This window comes from Pseudomonas sp. SLBN-26, from assembly GCF_006715895.1.
In the GTDB taxonomy this organism is placed as follows: domain Bacteria; phylum Pseudomonadota; class Gammaproteobacteria; order Pseudomonadales; family Pseudomonadaceae; genus Metapseudomonas; species Metapseudomonas otitidis.
In genome coordinates this window covers 6,015,007-6,036,625 of sequence record NZ_VFOB01000001.1, presented here as the reverse complement: position 1 = coordinate 6,036,625, position 21,619 = coordinate 6,015,007, and the positions used below count along the sequence as shown (strand labels likewise).

The following is a 21,619-nucleotide window of genomic DNA, read 5'->3' as shown; positions in this document are numbered from 1 at the left end:
CACCCGCGTTATCGCGAAACAGTCAGTCCAGGGATTCCACGTCACCCAGCAGGGCCATCAGCGCATCGCGCTGCCCCTCGCCCAGGCGCTCAACCATCCGTCGCTGCACCGACTCCCAAGCAGGCAGCGCCAAGGCGACACAGGCCTGGCCTTCAGCGGTCAGAAACGCCACGCGGTTGCGCTGGTCCTCGCCCTCCCCCAGCCCGACCAGGCCCTTGCCCTCCAGCACCCTCAGGTTGCGCCCCAGGGTGCTGCGGTCCAGCGCAAGCGCCTCCGCCAGGTCGGTGATGCTCGGCCGATCCAGCCGCTGCAGGTTCCTCAGCAGCGAATACTGGGCGACGTTGATCCCGGCGAATTCGAGCGCTTCGTCGTAGATGCGGGTCAGGTTGCGGCTGGCGCGGCGCAGCCGCGTGCACAGGCAGGGGGAGGTCGACATGGATGCGTGTATATACCCGCATCAAGGAAAGCGTCAACGAAAACCGCAACCGCAGGCCGGTATTGTCCGAACTGCCAGACGCCCCCGTTCCCGCTGCCAAGGCCGACATGACCGGTGCGCCGTATAACTCGGCGCGACTGCCACCTGCCTGCCGAGGTCCCGATGCCCAGCTACAAGGCGCCCCTGCGCGACACCCGTTTCCTGCTCAACGAAGTCTTCGACTTCCCCGCCCACTACCGCAGCCTCGCCAACGGCCAGGACGCCACCCCCGACATGGTCGACGCCATCCTCGGCGAGTGCGCGAAGCTCTGCGAGGAAGTCATCGCCCCGCTCTACCACAGCGGCGACGAGGAAGGCTGCCACCTGGAGAACGGCGAAGTGCGCACGCCCAAGGGCTACAAGGAGGCCTACGACGCCTACGTCGCCGGCGGCTGGCAGGGCCTTTCGCACCCGGTGGAATACGGCGGCCAGGGCCTGCCCATGAGCCTCGGCGCCCTCAAGCAGGAGATGCTCGGCACCGCCAACTGGCCCTTCTCCATGTACCCCGGCCTCTCCCTCGGCGCCATGAACACCCTCATGCAGCACGGCACCGAGGAACAGAAACGCACCTACCTCACCCCGCTCACCGAAGGCCGCTGGGCCGGCACCATGTGCCTCACCGAACCCCAGTGCGGCACCGACCTGGGCCAGGTGAAGACCCGCGCCGACGCCAACGCCGACGGCAGCTACGCCCTCACCGGCACCAAGATCTTCATCTCCTCCGGGGACCACGACCTCACCGAGAACATCATCCACATCGTCCTCGCCCGCCTGCCCGACGCGCCCAAGGGCACCCGTGGCATCTCCCTGTTCATCGTGCCCAAGTTCCTCCCCGACGCCGACGGCGGCCTCGGCCCGCGCAATGGCGTCAGCTGCGGCGCGCTGGAGAAGAAGATGGGGATCAAGGCCTCGGCCACCTGCGTGATGAACTTCGACGGCGCCACCGGCTACCTCATCGGCCCACCGAACAAGGGCCTGGAATGCATGTTCACCTTCATGAACAGCGCCCGCATCGGCACCGCCATCCAGGGCGTCGCCACTGCCGAACTGGCCTACCAGGGCGCCCTCGCCTACGCCCGCGAACGCCGCTCCATGCGCGCCCTCTCCGGCACCAAGGAGCCGGGCGAGGTGGCCGACGTGCTGATGCACCACGGTGACGTGCGGCGCATGCTGCTGACCCAGAAGGCCATCGCCGAAGGCGGCCGCGCGCTGGTCTACCTCGCCACCCAGTACGCCGACCGCATGATCGAAGGCATCCTGCAGAACGACACCGGCAAGTACGAACACTGGGACGACAAGCTCGGCTTCCTCACCCCCATCCTCAAGGGCTGCCTCACCGAACTGGGCCTGGAGAGCGCCAACCTCGGCATGCAGGTGTTCGGCGGCCACGGCTACATCCGCGAGCACGGCATGGAGCAGATCGTTCGCGACGCCCGCATCGCCACCCTCTACGAAGGCACCACCGGCATCCAGGCCCTCGACCTGCTCGGCCGCAAGGTGCTGCTGATGACCCAGGGCAAGGCCGTGCGCGACTTCACCGGGCAGATGGCCCGCTTCGCCGTGGAGCTGATCAAGCAGGAGCCCGCCATGCGCGGCCGCGCCCTCACCCTGCTCAAGCTCGCCGGGCAGTGGAACGTCCTGACCCTGCGCATCGCCCTGCGCGCCCGCAAGGACCGCGACCTGGTGGGCACCGCCAGCCACGACTTCCTCATGTACGCCGGCTACGCCGCCCTTGCCTACGCCTGGGCCCTGCAGGAGGCCGCCGCCCGCCGCCACCTGCGTGAAGGCGGCAGCGAGTCCGAGGACTTCTACCGCGCCAAGCTGGCCACCAGCGACTTCTACTTCGACCGCCTGCTGCCCCGCGCCAAGGGCCACGCCGCCGCCATGACCAAGCCCACCGGCTCGGTGATGGGCCTGCCGGGGGAGCATTTCGTCTTCGAATGAGGCACCGGGTGGGGCATCGCCCCAGGCGCTCCAGGCGGGAGGCCTGGGGCAGACGACGCCAGGCCTTCAGCTATCCCCATGAAATCTCGCCGTCATACAGCTGATGTTTCTTACAGCGGACGAAACGGACGAAGCCTTAGCCGGTCCGCCAACGGGTGGTAGCGTCGCGCCGCCCTGAGCCCCCATCAAGGACATGCCGATGACCCCATCTGCCCGCATCACCGGAGCGTTGCTCGCCTTCCTCGCCGCCACCCAGGCCCAGGCCGCCCCCGATCCCCGGCCCGACGCCTACAACCTGCTCACCCACAACGCCTTCTTCCTCACACCGCTGCCGTTCAAGTTCAGCTGGAGCAACCAGGATCGCGCACGGCTGATGACCCGCGCCGACTACCTGGAAGAGCGCGACCTGATCATCTTCAACGAACTGTTCGACAACGCCGCCTCCGACATCCTGCTGAACGGCCTGAAGGACCGCTACCCGCACCAGACGCCCGTGCTCGGCCGCTCCAGCGCCGGCTGGGACGCCACCACCGGCAACCCCGCCGCCAACCTCGACGACGGCGGCGTCGCCATCGTCAGCCGCTGGCCCATCGCACGCCGGGTGCAATACCTCTACCACGATGCCTGTGGCGCCGACCGGCTGGCCAACAAGGGCTTCGTCTACGTCAAGGTGCTGCGCGGCGAGCGCCCCTTCCACGTCATCGCCACCCACACCCAGGCCGCCGACAGCGCCTGCCCGGATGGAGGCCGTGCCGTGCGGGAAAGCCAGTTCAGGGAAATGCGCGCCTTCATCGACCGCGAGAACATCCCCGCCAACGAAGTGCTGTTCATCGGCGGCGACCTCAACGTCATCCGCGGCAGCGACGAATACCCGCACATGCTGGCCCAGCTGGACCTGCGCGAGCCCGACAGCTACGCCGGCGCCTCCGCCACCTTCGACACCCGGCGCAACGGCGTCACCGGCTACCAGTACCCCTACAAGGACAACGGCCCCGGCAAGGCGCCGAGCAACCCGCCGGAGTACCTCGACTACATCCTCGTCTCCAACCGCCACGGCCAGGTGTCCTACTGGCACAACCAGGCGCTGGACATCCCCTCCCCGCGCTGGAGCGCCAGCGACGGCGTCAACACCTGGTACTACCAGGACTACTCCGACCACTACCCGGTGGCCGCCTTCACCTACGCCGACCCGCTGCGCACGCCGCAGCAGGCCTACAAGCCCACCGACAACCGCTACGCCCGCGTGGTGCTGCGCAGCCTGGACAACGGCAACGCCCTGCGCACCGGGGCAAAGGCCACCAACTGGGTCACCGTCACCGGCAACGGCCGCGACGACGCCAGCACCTTCAGCCTCAATGCCTGGGACCACTTCGCCAGCTTCTGCGTACGCAACGGCGACTACGTCACCCTGGAATCCCGCGCCTACCCCGGCTACTTCCTCACCTGGTACGAACACGGCGCCGGCAAATGGGGCTACTACCCCGCCGCCGGCAAGCCCTCGCGGCACCTGCGCGTGCAGATCGACAACGACCAGGGGCAGTGCCTGAAGGACGGCGACCAGGTGGCCTTCATCGACTACAGCGGGCAACGCCCCCTGCCCGGCCACGACTACTACCTGAAGATCTGGCCCGACGGCGCCTGGAAGGACCACCTGTTCCTCTGGGGCAACGCCCAGGACGGCAGCCGCTTCCGTGTGGAAGTAGCCCCCACCGCCGTCCATGAGGATTGGCGCAGCAAGCTGCGTTTCTGAGCCGGGTCGCACCGGGGCCGCGCGGCCCCGGTGCTCAGGCCAGCAGCACCACCGCCACCAGCACCCCCACTTCCACCAGCTCCACCAGCGCCCCGGCGGTGTCCCCGGTGGTGCCGCCCAGCCGGCGCATCAGGCCGCGCCGCCACCCGGCGAACACCGCCAGGGCCGCCGCCAGCGACACCAGCGCCACCCAGCCGAACACCAGGCCCAGCAGCGCGTGGGCGCCCAGCACCCAGGGCAGCGCCTGGCGCGGCAGGTGCTCGGCCAGGGCCTGGCCCAGGCCGCCCGGGCGCACGTAGGGGGTGGTCATGAACAGCAGCGGCAGCAGGCCGCGCGCCAGCCAGGGCGCCAGCAGCAGCGCAGCGATGGGGCCCTGCTCCAGCAGCGCCACCAGCGCAGCGAACTTCAGCAGCAACGCCAGCACCAGCACCACCACTGCGATGGGGCCGCTGCGCGGGTCCTTCATGATCGCCAGGGTGCGCTCGCGGTCGCCGTAGCCGCCGACCCAGGCGTCCGCCGTATCGGCCAGGCCATCCAGGTGCAGGCCACCGCTCAGGGCCACCCAGGCGGCCAGCAGCAGCGCCGCCTTGAGCAGCAGCGCGGTATCCCCCAACAGCCACTCCAGGCCGAGCAGCAACAGGCCGAGCAGCGCGCCCACCAGCGGGTAGAACAGCAGCGAGCGACCGATCTGCTGCGGCTCGGGCATGCCCGGCAGGCGCACCGGCAGACGGGTGAGGAACTGCAGGGCGATCAGCAACGGCGTCATGGCAGGACGATCCGTTGCAGCGAGGCGTGGGGCACCTCGACGCTCATCAGTTGCTGCCGAGGCAAGCCCCGGGCCTGCGCCAGCAACAGGCGGATCACCCCGCCATGGCTGACCACCAGCACCGGCCCATCGCCGCCCTCCAGCAGCCGCTGGCGGGCCGCCAGCACCCGTACCTCGAAGGCCTCCAGCGGCTCGCCGTTGGGCGGGGTGAAGGCATAGGGATCGTTCCAGAAGGCACCGAGCCCGTCGGCGTCGGTTTCCATCAGCTCGGCCGCGCTGCGCCCTTCCCAGTCACCGAAGTGCAGCTCGCGCAGGTCCTCGTCGAAGGCCAGGGGCAGCGCCAGCCGCTCCGCCAGCTCACGGGCGAAGGCGGCGCAGCGCTGCAGCGGCGAGCTGACGATCCGCGTCCAGGGCCCGGCGCCTTCCACGGCTGCGCGCATCTGCGTCCAGCCGGTGGCGGTCAGGGCATCGTCGAGGCTGCCGCGAAAGCCGCCCCCGCGCTCCGTCTCGCCATGGCGCAGCAGGTCGATGACCCGGCTCATGCCGGGCGGTCCGAGACCGCGGCCTCGGCGAAGGTGGCCATGCCGCCGTGCAGCTCGCAAGCCAGGCGCAGCAGCGGCAAGGCCACCGCCGCACCACTGCCCTCGCCCAGGCGCAGGCCCAGGTCCAGCAGCGGCTCGGCGCCCAACGCCTCCAGCACCGCCAGGTGGCCCGGCTCGGCCGAGCGGTGGGCGAACAGCAACCAGGGGCGGCATGTGGGGTTGAGGCGCACGGCACAGAGCGCGGCAACGCTGCAGATGAAGCCGTCCACCAGCACCGGGATGCCGCGCTGGGCACAGGCCAGGTAGGCGCCCGCCAGGGCCGCCAGCTCGAAGCCGCCCAGGCGCCGCAGGGCTTCCAGCGGGGCTTCGCAGTGAGTTCGATGCAGCGCCAGGGCCTGGTCGATCACCTGGGCCTTGCGCTGCACGCCCGCCGCGTCCAGGCCGGTGCCGGGGCCCGCCAGGGTGGTGGCGGAGGTGCCGGTCAGGGCGGCGGCCAAGGCGCTGGCGGTGGTGGTGTTGCCGATGCCCATCTCGCCGCCCAGGTACAGGTCGGCACCTTCGGCACGGGCACGTTCGGCACTGTCGCGACCGGCCGCCAGGGCGGCGTGGCACTGCGCCTCGCTCATCGCCGGGCCCTGGGTGAAGTTCGCCGTACCCGGCCCGAGGTTCAGGTGCAGCACACCGGGCAGCGGCTCGATGGGCACGGCGGTGCCCAGGTCCACCAGCTCCAGCGGTGCGCCCTGGGTGCGGGCCAGCACGCTGATGGCGGCGCCGCCGCGCACGAAGTTGCGCAGCATCTCGCCGGTCACCGCCTGGGGATAGGCCGACACGCCCTCGGCCACCACGCCGTGGTCACCGGCGAACACGGTGAACCAGGGCCTCTCGATGCGCGGGCGCTCGCGGCCCTGCAGGGCCGCCAGGGTCACAGCCACGTCCTCCAGGCGGCCCAGGGCGCCACGGGGCTTGGTCAACTGGTCCTGCCGGGCGAGGGCCAGGTCGCGGGCGGAGGCGTCTTCGGGTTGGCAGGCAGCCAGCCACCAGGCGTCGGTGTTCATCAGGAAGCTCCCTTCAACAGCATGGGCAGGCCGGCGACGGTGAAGGTCACGCGGGTGCAACGCTCGGCCAGGGCCTGGTGCAGCCAGCCCGCCTCGTCCACGTAGCGCCGGGTCAGTTCACCCAGGGGCACCACCCCCAGGCCGGTTTCATTGCTCACCAGCAGCACGCGGCCGGGCAGCTCGGCGATGCAGGCCAGCAGCGCATCGCGCTCGGCGGCCAGGCGTGCCTCGTCCTCCAGCATCAGCAGGTTGGTGAGCCAGAGGGTCAGGCAGTCCACCAGCAGGCAGGTGCCGGCACTGGCGTGCTCGCGCAGCACGCGGGCCAGTTCCACAGGCTCCTCCACCAGGCCCCAGTGGTCGGGCCGGCGGGCGCGGTGATGGGCGACGCGGGCGCTCATCTCGCCATCCAGCGGCTGGCTGGTGGCGATGTACACCACCGCCAGGCCGGAGTCGGCCGCCTGTCGTTCGGCCAGGCGGCTCTTGCCCGAACGGGCGCCGCCGAGGATCAGTTCAGCCATGGGCAGGCTCCAGGCCGCAGAGGCGGCGCAGCAGGTCGGTGTCCAGGTGGCGCTCGACCTGATCGGCCAGGCGCTCGATGTCGCGCTCGCGCAGGGCCGGGTAGTCCACGGCCTGCACCTGCTCCAGGCCGGCCCAGCGCAGCAGCGCCTCGCGGGCCTCGGCGCCTTCGAACAGGCCGTGCAGGTAGGTGCCGAGCACCTGGCCGTCCGGGCTCAGGGCACCGTCGCAGCGGCCATCCTCCAGCTGGGCGACGGGTCGCTCCAGGGCCGGGCCCTGGCTGACTCCGGCGTGGATCTCGTAGCCGCTCACCGGCACGTCGCCCAGGCTCAGGCGGCCGCGCACGTTGCGCAGTTGCTTCTCCGGCTCCAGCACGGTGTCCAGCTCCAGCAGGCCGAGGCCCTGGCTATCCCCCGCCGGGCCTTCCAGGGCATGGGGATCGGCGATGCGCCGGCCGAGCATCTGGTAGCCGCCGCAGATGCCCAGCACCTTGCCGCCGTAGCGCAGGTGACGGGCCAGGGCGCGGTCCCAGCCATGCTCGCGCAGCCGCGCCAGGTCGGCGCGCACGCTCTTGGAGCCGGGGAGGATGACCAGGTCCGCCGGTGGCAGCGGCTGCCCCGGCGCAACGAAGGTGAGCTGCACCTGCGGGTGCAGGCGCAGGGGGTCGAAATCGGTGTGGTTGCTGATGCGCGGCAGCACCGGCACCGCCACCCGCAGCACCTCGCCGGTCTTGTCGGCCTGGCGGCGGTCGATGGCGTCCTCGGCCTCCAGGTGGAAGTCGGTGAGGTACGGCAGCACCCCCAGCACCGGCTTGCCGGTGCGCTGCTCCAGCCAGTCGAGGCCGGGTTGCAGCAGGGCGATGTCGCCCCGGAAGCGGTTGATGACGAAGCCCTTCACCCGCGCCTGCTCGCTGTCCGAGAGCAGTTCCAGGGTGCCCACCAGGTGGGCGAAGACGCCGCCCCGGTCGATGTCGGCGATGAGGATCACCGGGCAGTCCACCGCCTCGGCGAAGCCCATGTTGGCGATGTCGTTGGCGCGCAGGTTGATCTCCGCCGGGGAGCCGGCGCCCTCCACCATCACCACCTGGTAGCCCGCCTGCAGACGCTGGTGGGAGGCCAGTACCGCCTGCAGGGCAACCTTCTTGTAGTCGTGGTAGGCCACGGCGTTCATCGAGGTGACGGCGCGGCCGTGGATGATCACCTGGGCACCGGTGTCGCTGTTGGGCTTGAGCAGCACCGGGTTCATGTCGGTGTGCGGCGCCAGCCCGCAGGCCTGGGCCTGTACCGCCTGGGCGCGGCCGATCTCGCCGCCGTCGGCGGTCACCGCGCTGTTCAATGCCATGTTCTGCGGCTTGAACGGCACCACCGCCACGCCCTGGCGCTTGAGCCAGCGGCACAGCGCGGTCACCAGGGTGCTCTTGCCGGCGTCGGAGGTGGTGCCCTGCACCATGAGGGTGGTCATGCGAACTCCTGGTTGAAGCCGGCCAGCGTCTCGTCGAGGCGGCGCCAGCCGGCCTCGTCCGGCGGCAGGCCGAAGCGCAGGCTGGGCGGTGCGGTGAACAGCCGGGTGAGGATGCCCCGCGCCGCCAGGTACTCGTGCAGCACCTTGGCGTGGGGCATGGCCACCCACTGGAACAGCGCGCAGCCGCCGGTGGGCACCAGGCCGTGGCCGACCAGCAGGGCCTCCAGGCGCTGCCCGTCGGCCTGCAGGCGCTCGCGCTGCCGGGCCTGGCCGGCGCGGTCTTCCAGCAGGCCCCGGGCCAGGGCGCGGGCCGGGCCGCTGACGGTCCAGGGGCCGAGCAGTTCGTCCAGCTCGCCCAGCAGCCGCCCCTCGGCCAGCACGAAGCCCAGGCGCAGGCCGGCCAGGCCGAAGAACTTGCCGAAGGAGCGCAGCACGATCAGCCCCGGCAGGTGGCTGGCAGTGGCCAGGCTCTGCTCCGGGGTGACGTCCATGAACGCCTCGTCCACCACCAGCCAGCCACCGCGCTCGGCCAGGCGGCCGTGCCAGTCCAGCAGCAGGTCCGGGGTGAAGCGTTGACCGGTGGGGTTGTTGGGGTTGACCACCAGCAGCACGTCGAGGCGGTCCACGGCGCGGCGGGCGCCGGCTTCGCTGATCTCTTCGAGGCGGTGGCCTTCACGGCGCCAGGCGGCGGCATGTTCGGCGTAGCACGGCGAGATGATGCCCACCTGGCTGCGCTTGCGCAGGCGCGGCAGGGCCTGGATCGCCGCCTGGGAGCCGGCCACCGGCAGCAGCCCGCAGGCGCCGTAGTAGTCGCGGGCGGCGTCTTCCAGGCCGTCGTCCCGCTCGGGCAGGCGGGCCCAGGCCTGGGCGGGGATCGGCGGCAGGGTCAGGCCGTAGGGGGCGATGCCGGTGGAGAGGTCCAGCCAGTCGCCTTCGGGAATGCGATAGCGCTGCGCGGCGAGGCGCAGCCGTCCGCCATGTTCAAGCAAGGAGCCACCCTCCGACGATCAGTACGGCGACCCAGAGCATCACGCCCTGGCGCACCAGGTCCATGCCGCGCTGGATGTCGGCGGCGCGGGCGGGCTCGCCCTCCCCCAGGTGCGGCCGCTCGTGCAGCTCGCCGTGGTAGATCGCCGGCCCGCCCAGTTGCACGCCCAGCGCGCCGGCACCGGCGGCCATCACCGGGCCGGCGTTGGGGCTGTCCCACAGCGGCGCGTGCTGGCGCCAGCACTGCAGGGCCAGCGCCGTCTTGCCGAGCACGGCGTAGGTCAGCGCCACCAGGCGCGCGGGGATGTAGTTGAGGACGTCATCGATGCGCGCCGCCGCCCAGCCGAAGCGTTCGAAGCGCGCGTTGCGGTAGCCCCACATGGCGTCGAGGGTGTTGGCCAGGCGGTAGAGCACCACGCCCGGCGCGCCGGCCACGGCGAACCAGAACAGTGCGGCGAACACCGCGTCGCTGCCGTTCTCCAGCACCGACTCGGTGGCGGCGCGGGCCACGGCGCTGTCGTCCAGCTCGCGGGTGTCGCGGCTGACCATGTAGCCGACCCGCTCCCGCGCGCGGGCCAGGTCGCCCTGCTCCAGCGCCTGGGCCACCGGCTCGGCGTGTTCGTTGAGGCTGCGCAGGCCGACGGCGGCATACAGCGCCAGCACGCTGACCACCCAGCCCAGCCCGGGGATATCGGCCAGCAGCCAGACCACCGCCGTCGGCGGCAGCACCGCCAGCAGCCAGGCGCTGACGCCATGGCTGCGCCAGCCGCGTCCGCCCGGGTTGAAACGACGCTCCAGGCGCTCGGCCCAGCGGCCGAACAGCACCAGCGGGTGGCCGCGACGGGGCTCGCCGAACAGGGCGTCCAGCAGCAGTGCGACCAGTGTGGTCAGGCCCAGGCTCATTGCGTGTGTCCCCAATGGTTCTCGAACAGCAGATCACTCAGCGGGCGCGGTTGCGCCCAGCCTTCCAGCGCCAGCATCGGCGCCGGGTAGAAAGCTTCCACCGGGCCCAGGCAGAGCACCGCCAGGGGCTTGCTGCCGGGCGGCATGCCCAGCAGGTCGGCCAGGGCCTGGGGCTCGAACAGCGAGACCCAGCCCATGCCCAGCCCTTCGGCGCGGGCGGCGAGCCAGAGATTCTGAATGGCGCAGGCCAGCGAAGCCATATCCATTTCCGGCAGGGTGCGTCGCCCGAAGACATGGGCTTCGCGCCCGTCCATCAGGCCGGCCACCAGCAGCTCGGCGCAGTCGAGGATGCCCTCCACCTTCAGCCGCATGAATTCGTCGGAACGCTCGCCCAGGGCCTCGGCGGTGCGCACCCGCTCCGCTTCCACCAGGCCATGGATGGCCTCGCGCAGCGCCCGGTCGCGGATGCGGATGAAACGCCAGGGCTGCATCAGGCCGACGCTGGGCGCCTGGTGGGCGGCCTCCAGCAGCCGCGCCAGCAGCTCGGGCGCCACCTCGCCACTGGCGAAGTGGCGCATGTCGCGACGCTCGGCGATGACCCGGTAGATCGCCTCGCGGTCCTCGGGGCGGTAGGCGTGGTCGCTCATGGGCGCAGCAGCTCCGCAGCCGCCCGGGGGTTGGACGGCAGGTAGAAGTGGATGTACGAGGCGGTCAGCCGGCCGATGCGGTACACCGCCTCGGCCACCGGCTTGTCGTTGGGACACAGGCCGCGCACCAGCGGTGCCTCGGGGGACTCCAGCAGCGAGTGGTGGAAGGTGTGCCCGCGCAGGGTGCCTTCCGGCAGGGCAGCTTCCTGCAGGGCCAGGGCGGCCAGGCGCTTCTGCATCACCGCGCGGCCGGGCAGCAGGCCCAGCAGCTCGGCGGACTGGCCGGCAGCATCGGTGAGCGCTTCCAGCAGGTAGAGCATGCCGCCGCACTCGGCGAGGATCGGCTTGCCGGCCTGGTGGTGGGCGCGGATGGCGGCGGCCATGGCCGGGTTGCCGGCCAGCTGCGGCAGGTGCAGCTCCGGGTAGCCACCGGGCAGGTAGAGGCTGTCCACCGCCGGCAGCTCGGCGTCCGCAAGGGGCGAGAAGAACACCAGCTCGGCGCCCAGGTGCTGCAGCAGGTCGAGGTTGCCCTGGTAGAGGAAGGCGAAGGAGGTGTCACGGGCGACGCCGATGCGCACGCCCTCGAGCCAGGGCTCCAGGGGTTCGGCTGCCGGCGCGGCGAAGGCCACGGCGGGCGGCAACGCCACTTCGGCGCTGGCGGCCAGGGCGTCGGCGGCGGCGTCCAGGCGGGCGTCCAGGTCGGCCAGCTCCTCGGCCTGCACCAGCCCCAGGTGGCGGCTGGGCAGCTCCACCTCGGCGCTGCGCGGCAGGGCGCCGTGCCAGCGGATCCAGTCCGGCAGGCTGTCGCGGATCAGGTCGCTGTGGCGCTGGCTGCCGACGCGGTTGCCGAGGACGCCGGCGAACGGCAGGTCCGGCTGGTAGGTGGCCAGGCCCACGGCCAGGGCGCCGAAGGTCTGGGCCATGGCGGCGCCGTTGATCACCCCCAGCACCGGCACGCCGAAGTGCCGCGCCAGGTCGGCGGCGGACGGCGAGCCGTCGAACAGCCCCATGACGCCCTCGATGAGGATCAGGTCCGCCTCCCCCGCCGCTTCCCACAGCAGGCGCCGGCTCTCGGCCTCGCCGATCATCCACAGGTCCAGCTGGTAGACCGGGTGGCCCGAGGCGCGGGCGAGGATCATCGGGTCGAGGAAGTCCGGCCCGCACTTGAACACCCGCACGCGCCGGCCCTGGCGGGCGTGCAGGCGTGCCAGGGCAGCAGTGACGGTGGTCTTGCCCTGGCCGGAGGCGGGGGCGGCGATGAGCAGCGCGGGGCAGGTGCGGGTCATCAGAACTCCACGCCTTTCTGGGCCTTCACCCCGGCCTTGAAGGCGTGCTTGACCAGGCTCATCTCGGTGACGGTATCCGCCGCCTCGATCAGCGCCTCGGGCGCGCCCCGGCCGGTGGCGACCACGTGCTGGTGCTCGGGACGGGACTCGATGTCGCGGAGCACGGTCTCCAGGTCCAGGTAGCCGTGCTTGAGAGCGATGTTCAGTTCGTCGAGCACCACCAGGCCCACCTCGGGGTCGTCCAGCAGTTCACGGGCCACGGCCCAGGCGGCGCGGGCCTTGTCGATGTCGCGCTGGCGGTCCTGGGTGTCCCAGGTGTAGCCCTCGCCCATGACGTGGAAGCTCACCTCTTCGGGGAAGCGGCGGAAGAAGGCTTCCTCGCCGGTGGACATGCCGCCCTTGATGAACTGCACCACGCCCACCTTGAAGCCGTGGCCGAGGGCGCGGGCGACCATGCCGAAGGCGGAGCTGCTCTTGCCCTTGCCGTTGCCGGTGTGCACCAGCAGCAGGCCGTACTCGTCCTGGGCCTGGGCGATCTTCTCGTCGATCAGGGCTTTCTTGCGCTGCATGCGCGCCTTGTGGCGGGCATCGCGTTCGATGGATTCGGTCATGGGGGCTCCTGTCAAAGGGCTTGGTAGCGGACGCTGAAGAACACTGCCTGTCCGGGCTGGTTGTAGTCCAGCGCGGTTTCGTAGTCGGCATCCAGCAGGTTGGTGACCTTGGCCTGTAAGCGCCATTCCTCGGTCAGCCAGTATTCGCCGCGCAGGTCGAGGGTGGCGTAGCCGGCCACCTTATTGCGGTTGGCCAGGTCGTCGTAGCTGCGGCCTTCGGCGTGCAGCGTGGCGCCGACGCCAAAGCGACCGATGCGCCGGTCGAGGTCGAGGTTGAAACTCTGCTGCGGGCGACGCGGCAGTTCGTTGCCGGCGTTGCTACCGTGGTCGCGGTTCACGGCATCGATGAAGGTGGCGTTGGCGCTCCAGTCCCAGCCCAGCCATTGGCTGCCGAGCACCAGCTCGAGGCCGTCGATGCGGGCCTTGCCGATGTTGTTGGGGCCCAGGATCGTGCTGTCGTAGGCAATCAAGTCATCAACATGGCTGCGAAACAGATTGGCAGACCAGTGCCCCCAATCGTGCTGCCCGGAAAGCCCCACCTCGAAGCTCTCCGAGGTCTCTGCACCCAGCTCGGGGTTTCCATATTGGGGGTAGTAGAGCTCATTGAAGCTGGGGGCCTTGAAGGCAGTGCCGTAGCTCAGGCTGAAGCGCAATTCATCGGTGAACGCGTAGCCCCAAGCTGCGCTGCCGGTGTCGTGGGTACCGAACTGCTCGTTGTCGTCGCGGCGCAGCGAGAGCTGCCAGTCCTGCTGCTCATGTTCGCCTATGTACTGAGCGAACCACCCCTTATTCAGGCGAGAATCCCCACCAAACTCCTTATTGCTGCTGACCTGCTCATGTTGCCAGTCAACTCCAACCGTCAAAGTATGGCCATCTGCAAGGGAGATATCGTTCAGCCACGCCGCGCTGTCACGGCGGGTATCAATTCGGGTATCGAACACACCATCCCGATAATCACTTGTCTTGTCGTCGCTTCTGCCTACCTGCAACGTTAAGGTCCAGGGATCCAACGGTGAGTACCGCGCGCGCGCGCCCAGCACCGTCTGGTTCACATCCGCATTGGAGTGAAAACCCACCCTGCTACCGGAATCCCAATCGTCATAGATTCCGTCATAGTCATTGTGTCCCCTGGTCCGCAGTACAGAGCCGTCCAACTCCAGGCCACTGTCGAACGTGTAGCCCGCTCGGAAGTGCCCAGAGATATTCCGGTAACCATCACTGTCCGGCTCATAGATCGACGAATCAAACCGATCAGGCTTCTTGGCATTGATGCCGTCGGAGTCCTGACTGCTGAAACCCAAGCTGTACCAGGCCTCCTCGTCACCACCGGCCACTCCAGCGCTGCCCTGATAGCTGTCGTGAGTGCCGTAGCCGGCGGAGAACCAGGGCTTGGTCGCGCCGTCGCCATGCCCCTTGCGGGTGAAGATCTGGATCACCCCGCCGATGGCCTCGGAGCCGTAGAGGCTGGAGCGTGGCCCACGGACCACTTCGATACGCTCGATCAGCTCCACCGGCAGGTCCTGAAAGGCTGTGAGGCCCGCGCTAACGGAGCCAACCTTGACGCCATCGACCAGCACCAGGACATGGTCGGATTCGGTACCGCGCATGAACAGCGTGGTGTTCTTGCCGGGGCCGCCGTTGTTGCTGAGGGTGACGCCGGGCACCTGGCGCAGCAGCTCGGGCAACGAGTGGGCCTGGCTGCGCTCGATGGCGTCGCGGTCGATGACGGTGGTGGCGGCCAGGCTGGCGCGCACTGGCTGCGAAGTGCGCGTGGCGGTGACGCTCTGGGGCGCCAGTTCGAGGGGCTCGCCATGGGCCGGCAGAACGGCACCGAGGCCGAGCAGCATCCATGTGGCGGATGCCCGGGATACGGGGGACTGCATGTGGGGTCTCCGTCGCGCCACCCGCGCGACTCCAGGGATGGATGCATGGCTTGGCCATGCTCGCTCGCACCGGGCCGGTCTCCGGGCTTGCGAGCGGAACCTGGGGTTCCCCGACCGCGCCTTCCCATGCGTGGGCACAGTGGCTGGATGCGGTGGTTGACTCGCCTACCGTTGCGGGGGCAGCGCCGGATTCTTGATGGAATGGACCGGCTTCCCTGTTTCACCCCACCGGCCAAAAGCCGTGGGGCACCTGGTGCAGGCGCGCAGCTTAGTGGCGCGGCGGGACAGGGTCAATCGAGCCCGCGCCGCGCCGGACGGGAGGGTTCAGGCGCCGTCCTTCTCGCAGTTGACCATCCAGGGCACGCCGAAACGGTCTTCGAACATGCCGAAGCGAACGGCCCAGAAGGTGGGCTCCAGGGGCATCTGCACGGTGCCGCCGGCACTGAGCCCGCTGAACACCCGCTCGGCCTCGGCAATGCTGTCGACGTTGAGCGACACCGAGCAGCCGCGAATGCCGGCGTGGGGCTGCTCGGGCAGGCTGTCGGAGGCCATCAGCGACTGGCCGTCGCGGGTCAGGCAGGCGTGGATGATGTGCCCGTGGCAATCAGTGGGTACGTGGGCAGCGGCCGGGGTTTCGCCGAAGGTCATCATCCGGAGTTCGCCACCGAGTACATCGGCGTAGAAGGTGAAGGCCTCCCGGCAGGTGCCGGGGAAGATCAGGTAGGCATTGATGCGCATGAGGGGGTTCCTCCCTGTGGGGTTCCGCCACGCTCCGTGGCGTCCCCCTCATGCTCCGCCGATCCGCCGGATTGTCGATGACCGTCCGGCGAACGGCGTCGGCGTGCCGCTCAGTTCCGGGGCAGGCGGATGCGGAACTCGGCGCCGCCGAGGGGCGAGTCGCCCAGGGCCAGTTCGCCCTCGAAGCTCTCGACGATGTCCAGCACCACGGCGGTGCCGATACCCTGCCCCGGGTGCTGGGCGTCGGCCCGCTCGCCGCGCTGGAGGATGCGCGCGCGCTGGTCCGGCGGTACGCCGGGGCCGTCGTCCTCCACCACCAGCTCGCAACTGGCCTCGTGCTCTCGGGCGCTGACCCGCACGGTGCCGAGGCACAGCCGGTAGGCGTTCTCCAGCAGGTTGCCGAGCATCTCCAGCAGGGCGCCCTGCTCCACGGGTACCTGCAGGTTCGGGTCGAAGTCCCGCAGGACCCTGACCCGCTTGTCGCGGTAGACCTTGTCGAGGGCGTCGCAGAGGGTGTCCAGCAGCGGGGCGAGCTGCACCCGGTGGCGCACCAGGCCGCTCTTGCGCAGGGTGGCCCGTTGCAGCTGGTAGCCGATCTGCTGGCTCATGCGTTCGATCTGGTTGCGCAACACCCGCGCCGGTTCGGTGTCGCCGGGGCGGGTGGCGATGGTCTCGCTGACGCCCTGCAGCACCGAAAGCGGCGTCTTGAGGCTGTGGGCCAGGTCGTCGAGGGAATGGCGGTACCGCTCGCGCTGGCGGCGTTCGCTGTCCAGCAGGCGGTTGAGGGACTTGGTCAGGCGCAGCAGCTCGCGGGGGTGGGCATCGCTCAGGGCATCGCGGGTGCCGGACTCCACCTGGTCCAGCTCCTCGCTGAGGCGGCGCAGGCTGCGAAAGCCCCAGGTGAGGCCGAACCAGAGCATCACCAGCAGCACCAGCAGGGCCGTGCCGAGCCAGAAGTAGAGCTGTTGGAGGAAGCCGTCGTGCATCACCTGGTAGTCGCTCATCGGTTGCATGGTGACGATGCTGAAGGCAGCGGCCTGGTCGCGCAGCAGGTCGATCTCGACGTCGTAGACGAAGAAGCGCCGACCGCGGTCGTCGTGGATCTGGGTGAACTCGTGGCCACGTCCGTCGTAGCGCGGCATGTAGTGGACGCTCTCGTCCTGAGAGGAGCGCGACTGCCAGATCAGGCGGCCGTCGCTGTCGTAGATGAAGCCGAGCTGGTGGGCGTCGAGGTTGTCGAATTCCTCGTCGGGGAGCTTGTCCGGCATGTCGAGCTTGCCGTCGACGATGCGGGCGGCGGCGATCAGTGCGCTGGCATCGGCCGCGAGGCGCTTCTCGATGGCCTGCTCCATGGCGGTGTCGAAGGCTTTGCTGAGCACCGGCAGCAGCGCCAGCATGAACAGCACCGCCAGGCCGGCGGCGCCGAGCATCAAGCGCAGGCGCAGGGAGAACCCCGCCAGGGGGTGTCGCCTCATCGGCAGCGCTCGGTGAACAGGTAGCCCTGGCCGCGCACCGTGTCGATGGGGCGGAAGCCGTTGTCACCTTCGAGCTTGCGCCGCAGCCGGCCGACCAGCACTTCGATGACGTTGGGGTCGCGCTCGTCGTCGTCCGGGTAGAGTTGCTCCATCAGCCGCTCCTTGGCGACCACCTGCTGGTGGTGGCGCATGAGGTATTCGAGGATGCGGTATTCGAAGGCGGTGAGCCCGAGGGACTCGCCGTTCATCATCGCCTGCTTGCGGTTCAGGTCGAGCACCAGCGGCCCGGCCTCGATGGTGGACTGGACGAAGCCGGACGAGCGCCGCAGCAGCGCATTGAGGCGGGCCTCCAGCTCTTCGAACTGGAACGGCTTGACCACGTAGTCGTCGGCGCCGGCGGCCAGGCCTTCCACCTTGTCCTGCCAGTTGCCGCGGGCGGTGAGGATGAGGATGGGGAAGGTCTTGTCGCGGCTGCGCAGCTGGCGGATCAGGTCGAGCCCGCTCATGCCGGGCAGGCCCAGGTCCACCACGGCCAGGTCGTGGTGATACTCCTCGGCGCGGTACAGCGCCTCCTCGGCATCGGCGACAGCGTCCACCACGTGGCCCTGCTCGCCCAGGCGGGTGTAGAGGTGGTGGCGCAGCAGCGCCTCATCTTCCACGACCAGCAGTTTCATCAGCGTCTCCATGAAGAGGGCCGGGCAGGTGCCCGGCCCGTGGGTGCAGCGGGTCAGAACTTGTAGGTGGCACCAACGTAGGCCTGGGAGCTGCTGTGCAGGTCCAGGGAGCCCAGCTTGGGACCGCCGTGGGGCGCGACTTCGGTGCTGGCGTTGGTGCGCAGGTAACGATAGCCGGCCTCGATGGAGGTGTTCTTGTTCAGCTCCTGGAGGATACCGGCCTGCAGGCCGGCGGCGTAGCCGATGTCGCTGTCGCGACGCAGACCGGAACCGTCCTGCTCGAGCTTGACCAGGCCCAGGGTGGCACCGCCGAACAGCTTGGTGTTGTTGTCACCCAGGGGGAGGAACAGGTCGTAGCTGCCGAGCAGGTTCTGCTGGCGAAGCTTGTTGCCGCTGTGGGTGTCGGAGAAGTTCTCGTAGGTCGCGTAGTAGCGGCCCTTGTCATCGGCCTGACCGGCGCGGATGCCCCAGGTACCGGTCTTGTGGATGACCTTGTCCAGGCTCGGGTGGTCCATGTTGGCGTTCAGCGCCGAGGAGTTCTGGATGTTGTTGTTGGTCTGGCCCCAGGTCAGGCCCACGAACGGCTCGGCGGCCTGGGCGGACAGTGCGGTGAAGCCCAGGGTGGTGGCCAGCGCGAGGGGGGTGAGGATCTTCTTCATGAGGGGGTTCTCCCTGTTGACGTATGTAGGTGTCGAACTCGGGAGCCATGATGCAGGCGGGTCACTGAACCGCCCCTGAACCCTCTCTGAACCTCGGCTGAACAGCCGGTCGATCAGGAAATCAGGCCCGGGGCGGGGGTTGCGGCCCTTGCGGCGACTCAGTCCAGCGGCGGGACGCGCCAGTCGATGGGGGCCAGCCCGTGCTGCTCGAGGAACTTGTTGCAGCGGCTGAAGTGCCCGTTGCCGAGGAAGCCCCGGTGGGCCGACAGCGGCGAGGGGTGCGGCGAGCGCAGGGCGAGGTGCTTCTGGGTGTCGATCAGCCGCTGCTTGCTCTGGGCATGGGCGCCCCAGAGCAGGAACACCAGGTGCGGCTGGTGCTGGCTGACCACTTCGATCACCCGGTCGGTGAACGGCTGCCAGCCCTGGTTGGCGTGGGAACCGGCCTGGCCGCGCTCGACGGTGAGGGAGGTGTTGAGCAGCAGCACGCCCTGCTCGGCCCAGCTCTGCAGGTAGCCGTGGCTGGGCATGTCGAGGTTCAGGTCGCGCTTGAGTTCCTTGTAGATGTTCAGCAGCGACGGCGGGATGGCCACCCCCGGCTGCACCGAGAAGCACAGGCCGTGGGCCTGGCCCGGGCCGTGGTACGGGTCCTGGCCGATGATCACCACCTTCACCTGGTCCAGCGGCGTGGAGTTGAGGGCGTTGAAGATCATCGGTCCCGGCGGGTAGATCTCTTTTCCGGCAGCCTTCTCAGTGCGTAGGAAATTTCCCAGCGCTTTCATGTAAGGTTTGTCGAATTCGTCGCGCAGGGCTTCTTTCCAGCCTGCCTCGAGCTTGATCCGATCGCTTTCAGTCATGGTGCATCCCGTCTGCGGCGCCCGTGGCGCATGAGCACGGCCGGCCGGCCGTCCAGTGGTCGGGCACCCTAAGAAATGCCCTCTACTCTTGTCAATCGAGGAGGGAGGAAGGACACACCCCATGGATAACCGCTACGACCGCCTCAAGTTCTCGCTGCTCAGCCACTTCATGAAGGGCGAGGCCAAGGTCCCGCAGATGCCGGAGACCTCGATGCAGCTGCGCAAGCTGCTCTCGTCCGAGCACGCCTCCCTGGAGCAGGTGACGCGCCTGCTGCACAGCAACCCGCCGCTGGCGGCCTACCTGATGCAGTTCGCCGCCACCCCGCTGCTGCGCAACCTGCGGCCGGGGGTGAACCTGCAGGAGGTGATCGCCCGCCTGGGTATGCAGCGCCTGAACAACCTGGTGCTCAGCTTCACCCTGCAGAACCTGCTGACCACCCAGGACCCGGTGCTGCAGAAGGTCTTCCGCCATCGCTGGAACACCGCCCTGCTCTGTGCCGCCTACTGCGCCTGCCTGGCCCAGGACTACACCCGCCTCTCCCTGGAGGACGCCATGCTCGCCGGCCTGGTGCAGGACATCGGCAGCCTGCCGCTGCTGGACGAGGCAGACCAGTGGCCCGAGATCCCCCGCGAGGAAGCCGTGCTGGAGCAGTTGTGCGACCAGCTCTCGGCGGACATCGGCGTGGTGGTGCTGACCGCCTGGAAGTTGCCCCCGGTGCTGGTGGACTGCGCGCGCCATCGCACCCACTGGGATCGCCAGCACGGCGAGCGGGCCGACCTGGCCGACCTGGTGCAGGTGGCCAGCCGCCTCTGCGCCAGCGAGCCGGACGACGAAAGCCTGCCCCAGCTACCGGCCTGGCGGCGGGTGCTCAGGGAGCGGGCGGACCAGTTGGACGCTGCCACCCTGCGCACCGAACTGGCCAGCGGTGTGGCGTTCTGGTTCAAGCTGATGGGCGGCAAGGGCCACGCCTGAGCGGCATCACCCGGCCCGCTGGCGGCGGGCCTTCCAGCTGCGCACCAGTGAGGGAGCCAGGGCGGTCAGCGCCGAACCCAGCACCACCAGCACGGCCCCGCCGTAGGCCAGGCCGTTGATCTGCTCGGGGTGGACGTGGTCCGGCCACAGGCTGGCGGCGACCGCCACCGAGGCGAAGGTCACCAGCGGGGTGATGGCCAGCGTCGCGCTGACCCGGGAGGCCTCCCAATGGGCCAGGGCCTCGGCGAAGGCGCCGTAGGCCACCAGGGTGTTCAGGCAGCAGGCCAGCAGCAGCCAGCCCTGCAGCGGGCTCAGTTGCAGCGCCTCCAGCGGCGAGACCCAGGGGGTCAGCAGCAGGGCGCAGCCGAGGTAGATCACCATCATCACCTGCATGGAATTCCACACCGTCAGCAGCTGCTTCTGCGCCAGCCCGTAGAAGGTCCAGACGAAGGCCGCGCCAAGGACGATCAGCACACCGGTGGTGTAGCTGCCCAGGGAGGTGAACAACTCCTCCAGGCGCTGGTTGAAGAACAGCCCGAACCCGCTCACCAGCACCAGCAGGCCCAGGGCCTGGCCGAGGCTGAAGCGCTCCTTGAAAACGAACAGGCTGCCCAGCAACAGCAGGATCGGCGCCACCTGGATAACCAGCTGCGTGGTGCCCGGCGTCAGCATGCGCAGGCCCATCAGGTAGAGCACGTAGTTGCCCAACAGGCCGGCGATGGCCAGCGCCACCAGCCAGCCGCCCTTGCGCCCCAGCGGTCGGAACGTCGGCAGGCGCCGCGTGGCCGCCAGGTAGAGGAACAGCAGGGAGCCGGAAACCACCAGGCGGTACCAGGTCACGGTGACCGGGTCCATCACCTTCAGCACTTCCTTCAGCTTGATGGGCAGGATGCCCCAGAGCACCGCAGTGACGAGGGCGAGAACCAGGCCGAGAAACCAGCGGCCGGATGAAACATGCATGGGAAACCTCAGGGCAGGGCCCGCAGGACGGCGGGTGCGCCATTCTAGGGCGGGCCCGGCCGGCAGGACAGCTACACCCGCCCGCAAGGCTGCCCGCCAACTGTACCTGTCGACCACCCGCACCTGTGATCACAACCGTCCATCGCCGGCCCGTGCAGCGCAGCGGCGGCGCATTAGACTCCAGGCATCTGTACGCCGCTTTTGGAGAGCCCGCATGTACGGCCAACGCACTGAAGACGCCGGTCCCGGCACCCACTACCGCAGCGACCGGATCAGCTCGGTGAACGGCCAGTACTTCTTCGCCACCCGCGAAGGCACCCTGGAAGGCCCCTACTTCACCCGGGCCGATGCCGAGCGGGAAATCACCTCCTACATCCGCCGCATGGTCCAGGCCAAGGAGATGATCGCCAGCCGCGCCTGACGAACCTGCCGCCCTGAAACGACGAAACCCGCTGGAGTC

The 21,619-nt window shown here is 69.5% G+C and carries 22 protein-coding genes and 1 riboswitch; of the genes, 4 read left to right on the top strand and 18 right to left on the bottom strand.

Translation table 11 applies throughout. The features are described from left to right. Positions 1 to 22 precede the first annotated feature (22 nt). Positions 23 to 436 (bottom strand): MarR family winged helix-turn-helix transcriptional regulator, encoded by a 414-nt coding sequence (locus FBY21_RS28055; RefSeq protein ID WP_044412450.1) that lies wholly within the window; start codon positions 434 to 436, stop codon positions 23 to 25. A gap of 162 nt (positions 437 to 598) precedes the next feature. Between FBY21_RS28055 and FBY21_RS28050 the strand changes: the two genes are divergently transcribed. Both FBY21_RS28050 and sph read left to right on the top strand, forming a co-directional pair. Continuing rightward, on the top strand, positions 599 to 2,419 hold the full coding sequence (locus FBY21_RS28050) for an acyl-CoA dehydrogenase C-terminal domain-containing protein (protein WP_142015671.1): 1,821 nt from the start codon (positions 599 to 601) through the stop codon (positions 2,417 to 2,419). Between the two features lie 199 nt (positions 2,420 to 2,618). After that, positions 2,619 to 4,169, top strand: coding sequence for a sphingomyelin phosphodiesterase (sph, locus tag FBY21_RS28045; RefSeq protein ID WP_160158629.1), 1,551 nt, complete (start codon positions 2,619 to 2,621; stop codon positions 4,167 to 4,169). A 34-nt stretch (positions 4,170 to 4,203) separates the two neighbouring features. On the opposite strand, the gene FBY21_RS28040 is transcribed toward sph, so the two are convergent. From FBY21_RS28040 to ung, 16 genes are all read right to left on the bottom strand, one after another. Next, positions 4,204 to 4,935, bottom strand: coding sequence for an adenosylcobinamide-GDP ribazoletransferase (locus FBY21_RS28040; RefSeq protein WP_142015664.1), 732 nt, complete (start codon positions 4,933 to 4,935; stop codon positions 4,204 to 4,206). Further along, positions 4,932 to 5,477, bottom strand: coding sequence for an alpha-ribazole phosphatase family protein (cobC, locus tag FBY21_RS28035; RefSeq protein ID WP_142015660.1), 546 nt, complete (start codon positions 5,475 to 5,477; stop codon positions 4,932 to 4,934). The genes FBY21_RS28040 and cobC overlap by 4 nt, the downstream gene beginning before the upstream one ends. Continuing rightward, positions 5,474 to 6,532, bottom strand: coding sequence for a nicotinate-nucleotide--dimethylbenzimidazole phosphoribosyltransferase (gene cobT / locus FBY21_RS28030; protein ID WP_142015656.1), 1,059 nt, complete (start codon positions 6,530 to 6,532; stop codon positions 5,474 to 5,476). The genes cobC and cobT overlap by 4 nt, the downstream gene beginning before the upstream one ends. Beyond that, positions 6,532 to 7,050 carry a bifunctional adenosylcobinamide kinase/adenosylcobinamide-phosphate guanylyltransferase gene (cobU, locus tag FBY21_RS28025; protein ID WP_069564179.1) on the bottom strand — a complete coding sequence of 173 codons (519 nt, stop codon included), beginning with the start codon at positions 7,048 to 7,050 and terminating at the stop codon, positions 6,532 to 6,534. The genes cobT and cobU overlap by 1 nt, the downstream gene beginning before the upstream one ends. Further along, positions 7,043 to 8,509, bottom strand: a complete 1,467-nt coding sequence (locus tag FBY21_RS28020; RefSeq protein ID WP_142015651.1) for a cobyric acid synthase — start codon at positions 8,507 to 8,509, stop codon at positions 7,043 to 7,045. The genes cobU and FBY21_RS28020 overlap by 8 nt, the downstream gene beginning before the upstream one ends. Continuing rightward, positions 8,506 to 9,498 carry a threonine-phosphate decarboxylase CobD gene (cobD, locus tag FBY21_RS28015; protein WP_142015648.1) on the bottom strand — a complete coding sequence of 331 codons (993 nt, stop codon included), beginning with the start codon at positions 9,496 to 9,498 and terminating at the stop codon, positions 8,506 to 8,508. The genes FBY21_RS28020 and cobD overlap by 4 nt, the downstream gene beginning before the upstream one ends. Then, positions 9,491 to 10,399 (bottom strand): adenosylcobinamide-phosphate synthase CbiB, encoded by a 909-nt coding sequence (gene cbiB, locus FBY21_RS28010; protein WP_142015645.1) that lies wholly within the window; start codon positions 10,397 to 10,399, stop codon positions 9,491 to 9,493. The genes cobD and cbiB overlap by 8 nt, the downstream gene beginning before the upstream one ends. Next, positions 10,396 to 11,046: a 5,6-dimethylbenzimidazole synthase gene (gene bluB / locus FBY21_RS28005; protein ID WP_107328556.1), complete on the bottom strand. Its 651-nt coding sequence runs from the start codon at positions 11,044 to 11,046 to the stop codon at positions 10,396 to 10,398. The genes cbiB and bluB overlap by 4 nt, the downstream gene beginning before the upstream one ends. Beyond that, entirely contained in the window at positions 11,043 to 12,332 is a 1,290-nt protein-coding gene (locus FBY21_RS28000) for a cobyrinate a,c-diamide synthase (RefSeq protein WP_142015641.1), read from the bottom strand. Before FBY21_RS28000 ends, bluB begins: the two co-directional genes overlap by 4 nt. Further along, entirely contained in the window at positions 12,332 to 12,943 is a 612-nt protein-coding gene (gene cobO, locus FBY21_RS27995; protein ID WP_142015638.1) for a cob(I)yrinic acid a,c-diamide adenosyltransferase, read from the bottom strand. Before cobO ends, FBY21_RS28000 begins: the two co-directional genes overlap by 1 nt. Positions 12,944 to 12,954: 11 nt before the next feature. Next, entirely contained in the window at positions 12,955 to 14,826 is a 1,872-nt protein-coding gene (gene btuB, locus FBY21_RS27990) for a TonB-dependent vitamin B12 receptor (protein ID WP_409563807.1), read from the bottom strand. Positions 14,827 to 14,880: 54 nt separating this feature from the next. Then, positions 14,881 to 15,095: riboswitch (cobalamin riboswitch) on the bottom strand. Positions 15,096 to 15,150: 55 nt separating this feature from the next. Continuing rightward, entirely contained in the window at positions 15,151 to 15,564 is a 414-nt protein-coding gene (locus tag FBY21_RS27985) for a VOC family protein (RefSeq protein WP_044412490.1), read from the bottom strand. A 110-nt stretch (positions 15,565 to 15,674) separates the two neighbouring features. Further along, positions 15,675 to 17,039, bottom strand: coding sequence for an ATP-binding protein (locus tag FBY21_RS27980; RefSeq protein WP_142015635.1), 1,365 nt, complete (start codon positions 17,037 to 17,039; stop codon positions 15,675 to 15,677). After that, a complete protein-coding gene (locus FBY21_RS27975; RefSeq protein ID WP_044412495.1) occupies positions 17,036 to 17,713 on the bottom strand; it encodes a response regulator in 678 nt (225 codons plus the stop codon). The genes FBY21_RS27980 and FBY21_RS27975 overlap by 4 nt, the downstream gene beginning before the upstream one ends. A 53-nt stretch (positions 17,714 to 17,766) precedes the next feature. Next, entirely contained in the window at positions 17,767 to 18,372 is a 606-nt protein-coding gene (locus FBY21_RS27970; RefSeq protein WP_074970048.1) for an outer membrane protein, read from the bottom strand. A 158-nt stretch (positions 18,373 to 18,530) separates the two neighbouring features. After that, complete coding sequence (ung, locus tag FBY21_RS27965; protein ID WP_044412501.1) at positions 18,531 to 19,226, bottom strand: uracil-DNA glycosylase; 696 nt, start codon at positions 19,224 to 19,226, stop codon at positions 18,531 to 18,533. A 121-nt stretch (positions 19,227 to 19,347) separates the two neighbouring features. On the opposite strand from ung, the gene FBY21_RS27960 reads away from it, so the two are divergent. Further along, positions 19,348 to 20,199 carry an HDOD domain-containing protein gene (locus tag FBY21_RS27960; RefSeq protein ID WP_142015632.1) on the top strand — a complete coding sequence of 284 codons (852 nt, stop codon included), beginning with the start codon at positions 19,348 to 19,350 and terminating at the stop codon, positions 20,197 to 20,199. 6 nt (positions 20,200 to 20,205) lie between these two features. Here the strand turns inward: FBY21_RS27960 and FBY21_RS27955 are convergent, their stop codons facing one another. Then, positions 20,206 to 21,159, bottom strand: coding sequence for a DMT family transporter (locus FBY21_RS27955; RefSeq protein ID WP_074970044.1), 954 nt, complete (start codon positions 21,157 to 21,159; stop codon positions 20,206 to 20,208). Between the two features lie 214 nt (positions 21,160 to 21,373). Here FBY21_RS27955 and FBY21_RS27950 point away from each other — a divergent pair, with 214 nt between their 5' ends. Further along, positions 21,374 to 21,580, top strand: coding sequence for a DUF6316 family protein (locus tag FBY21_RS27950; protein WP_044412510.1), 207 nt, complete (start codon positions 21,374 to 21,376; stop codon positions 21,578 to 21,580). Positions 21,581 to 21,619 lie beyond the last annotated feature (39 nt).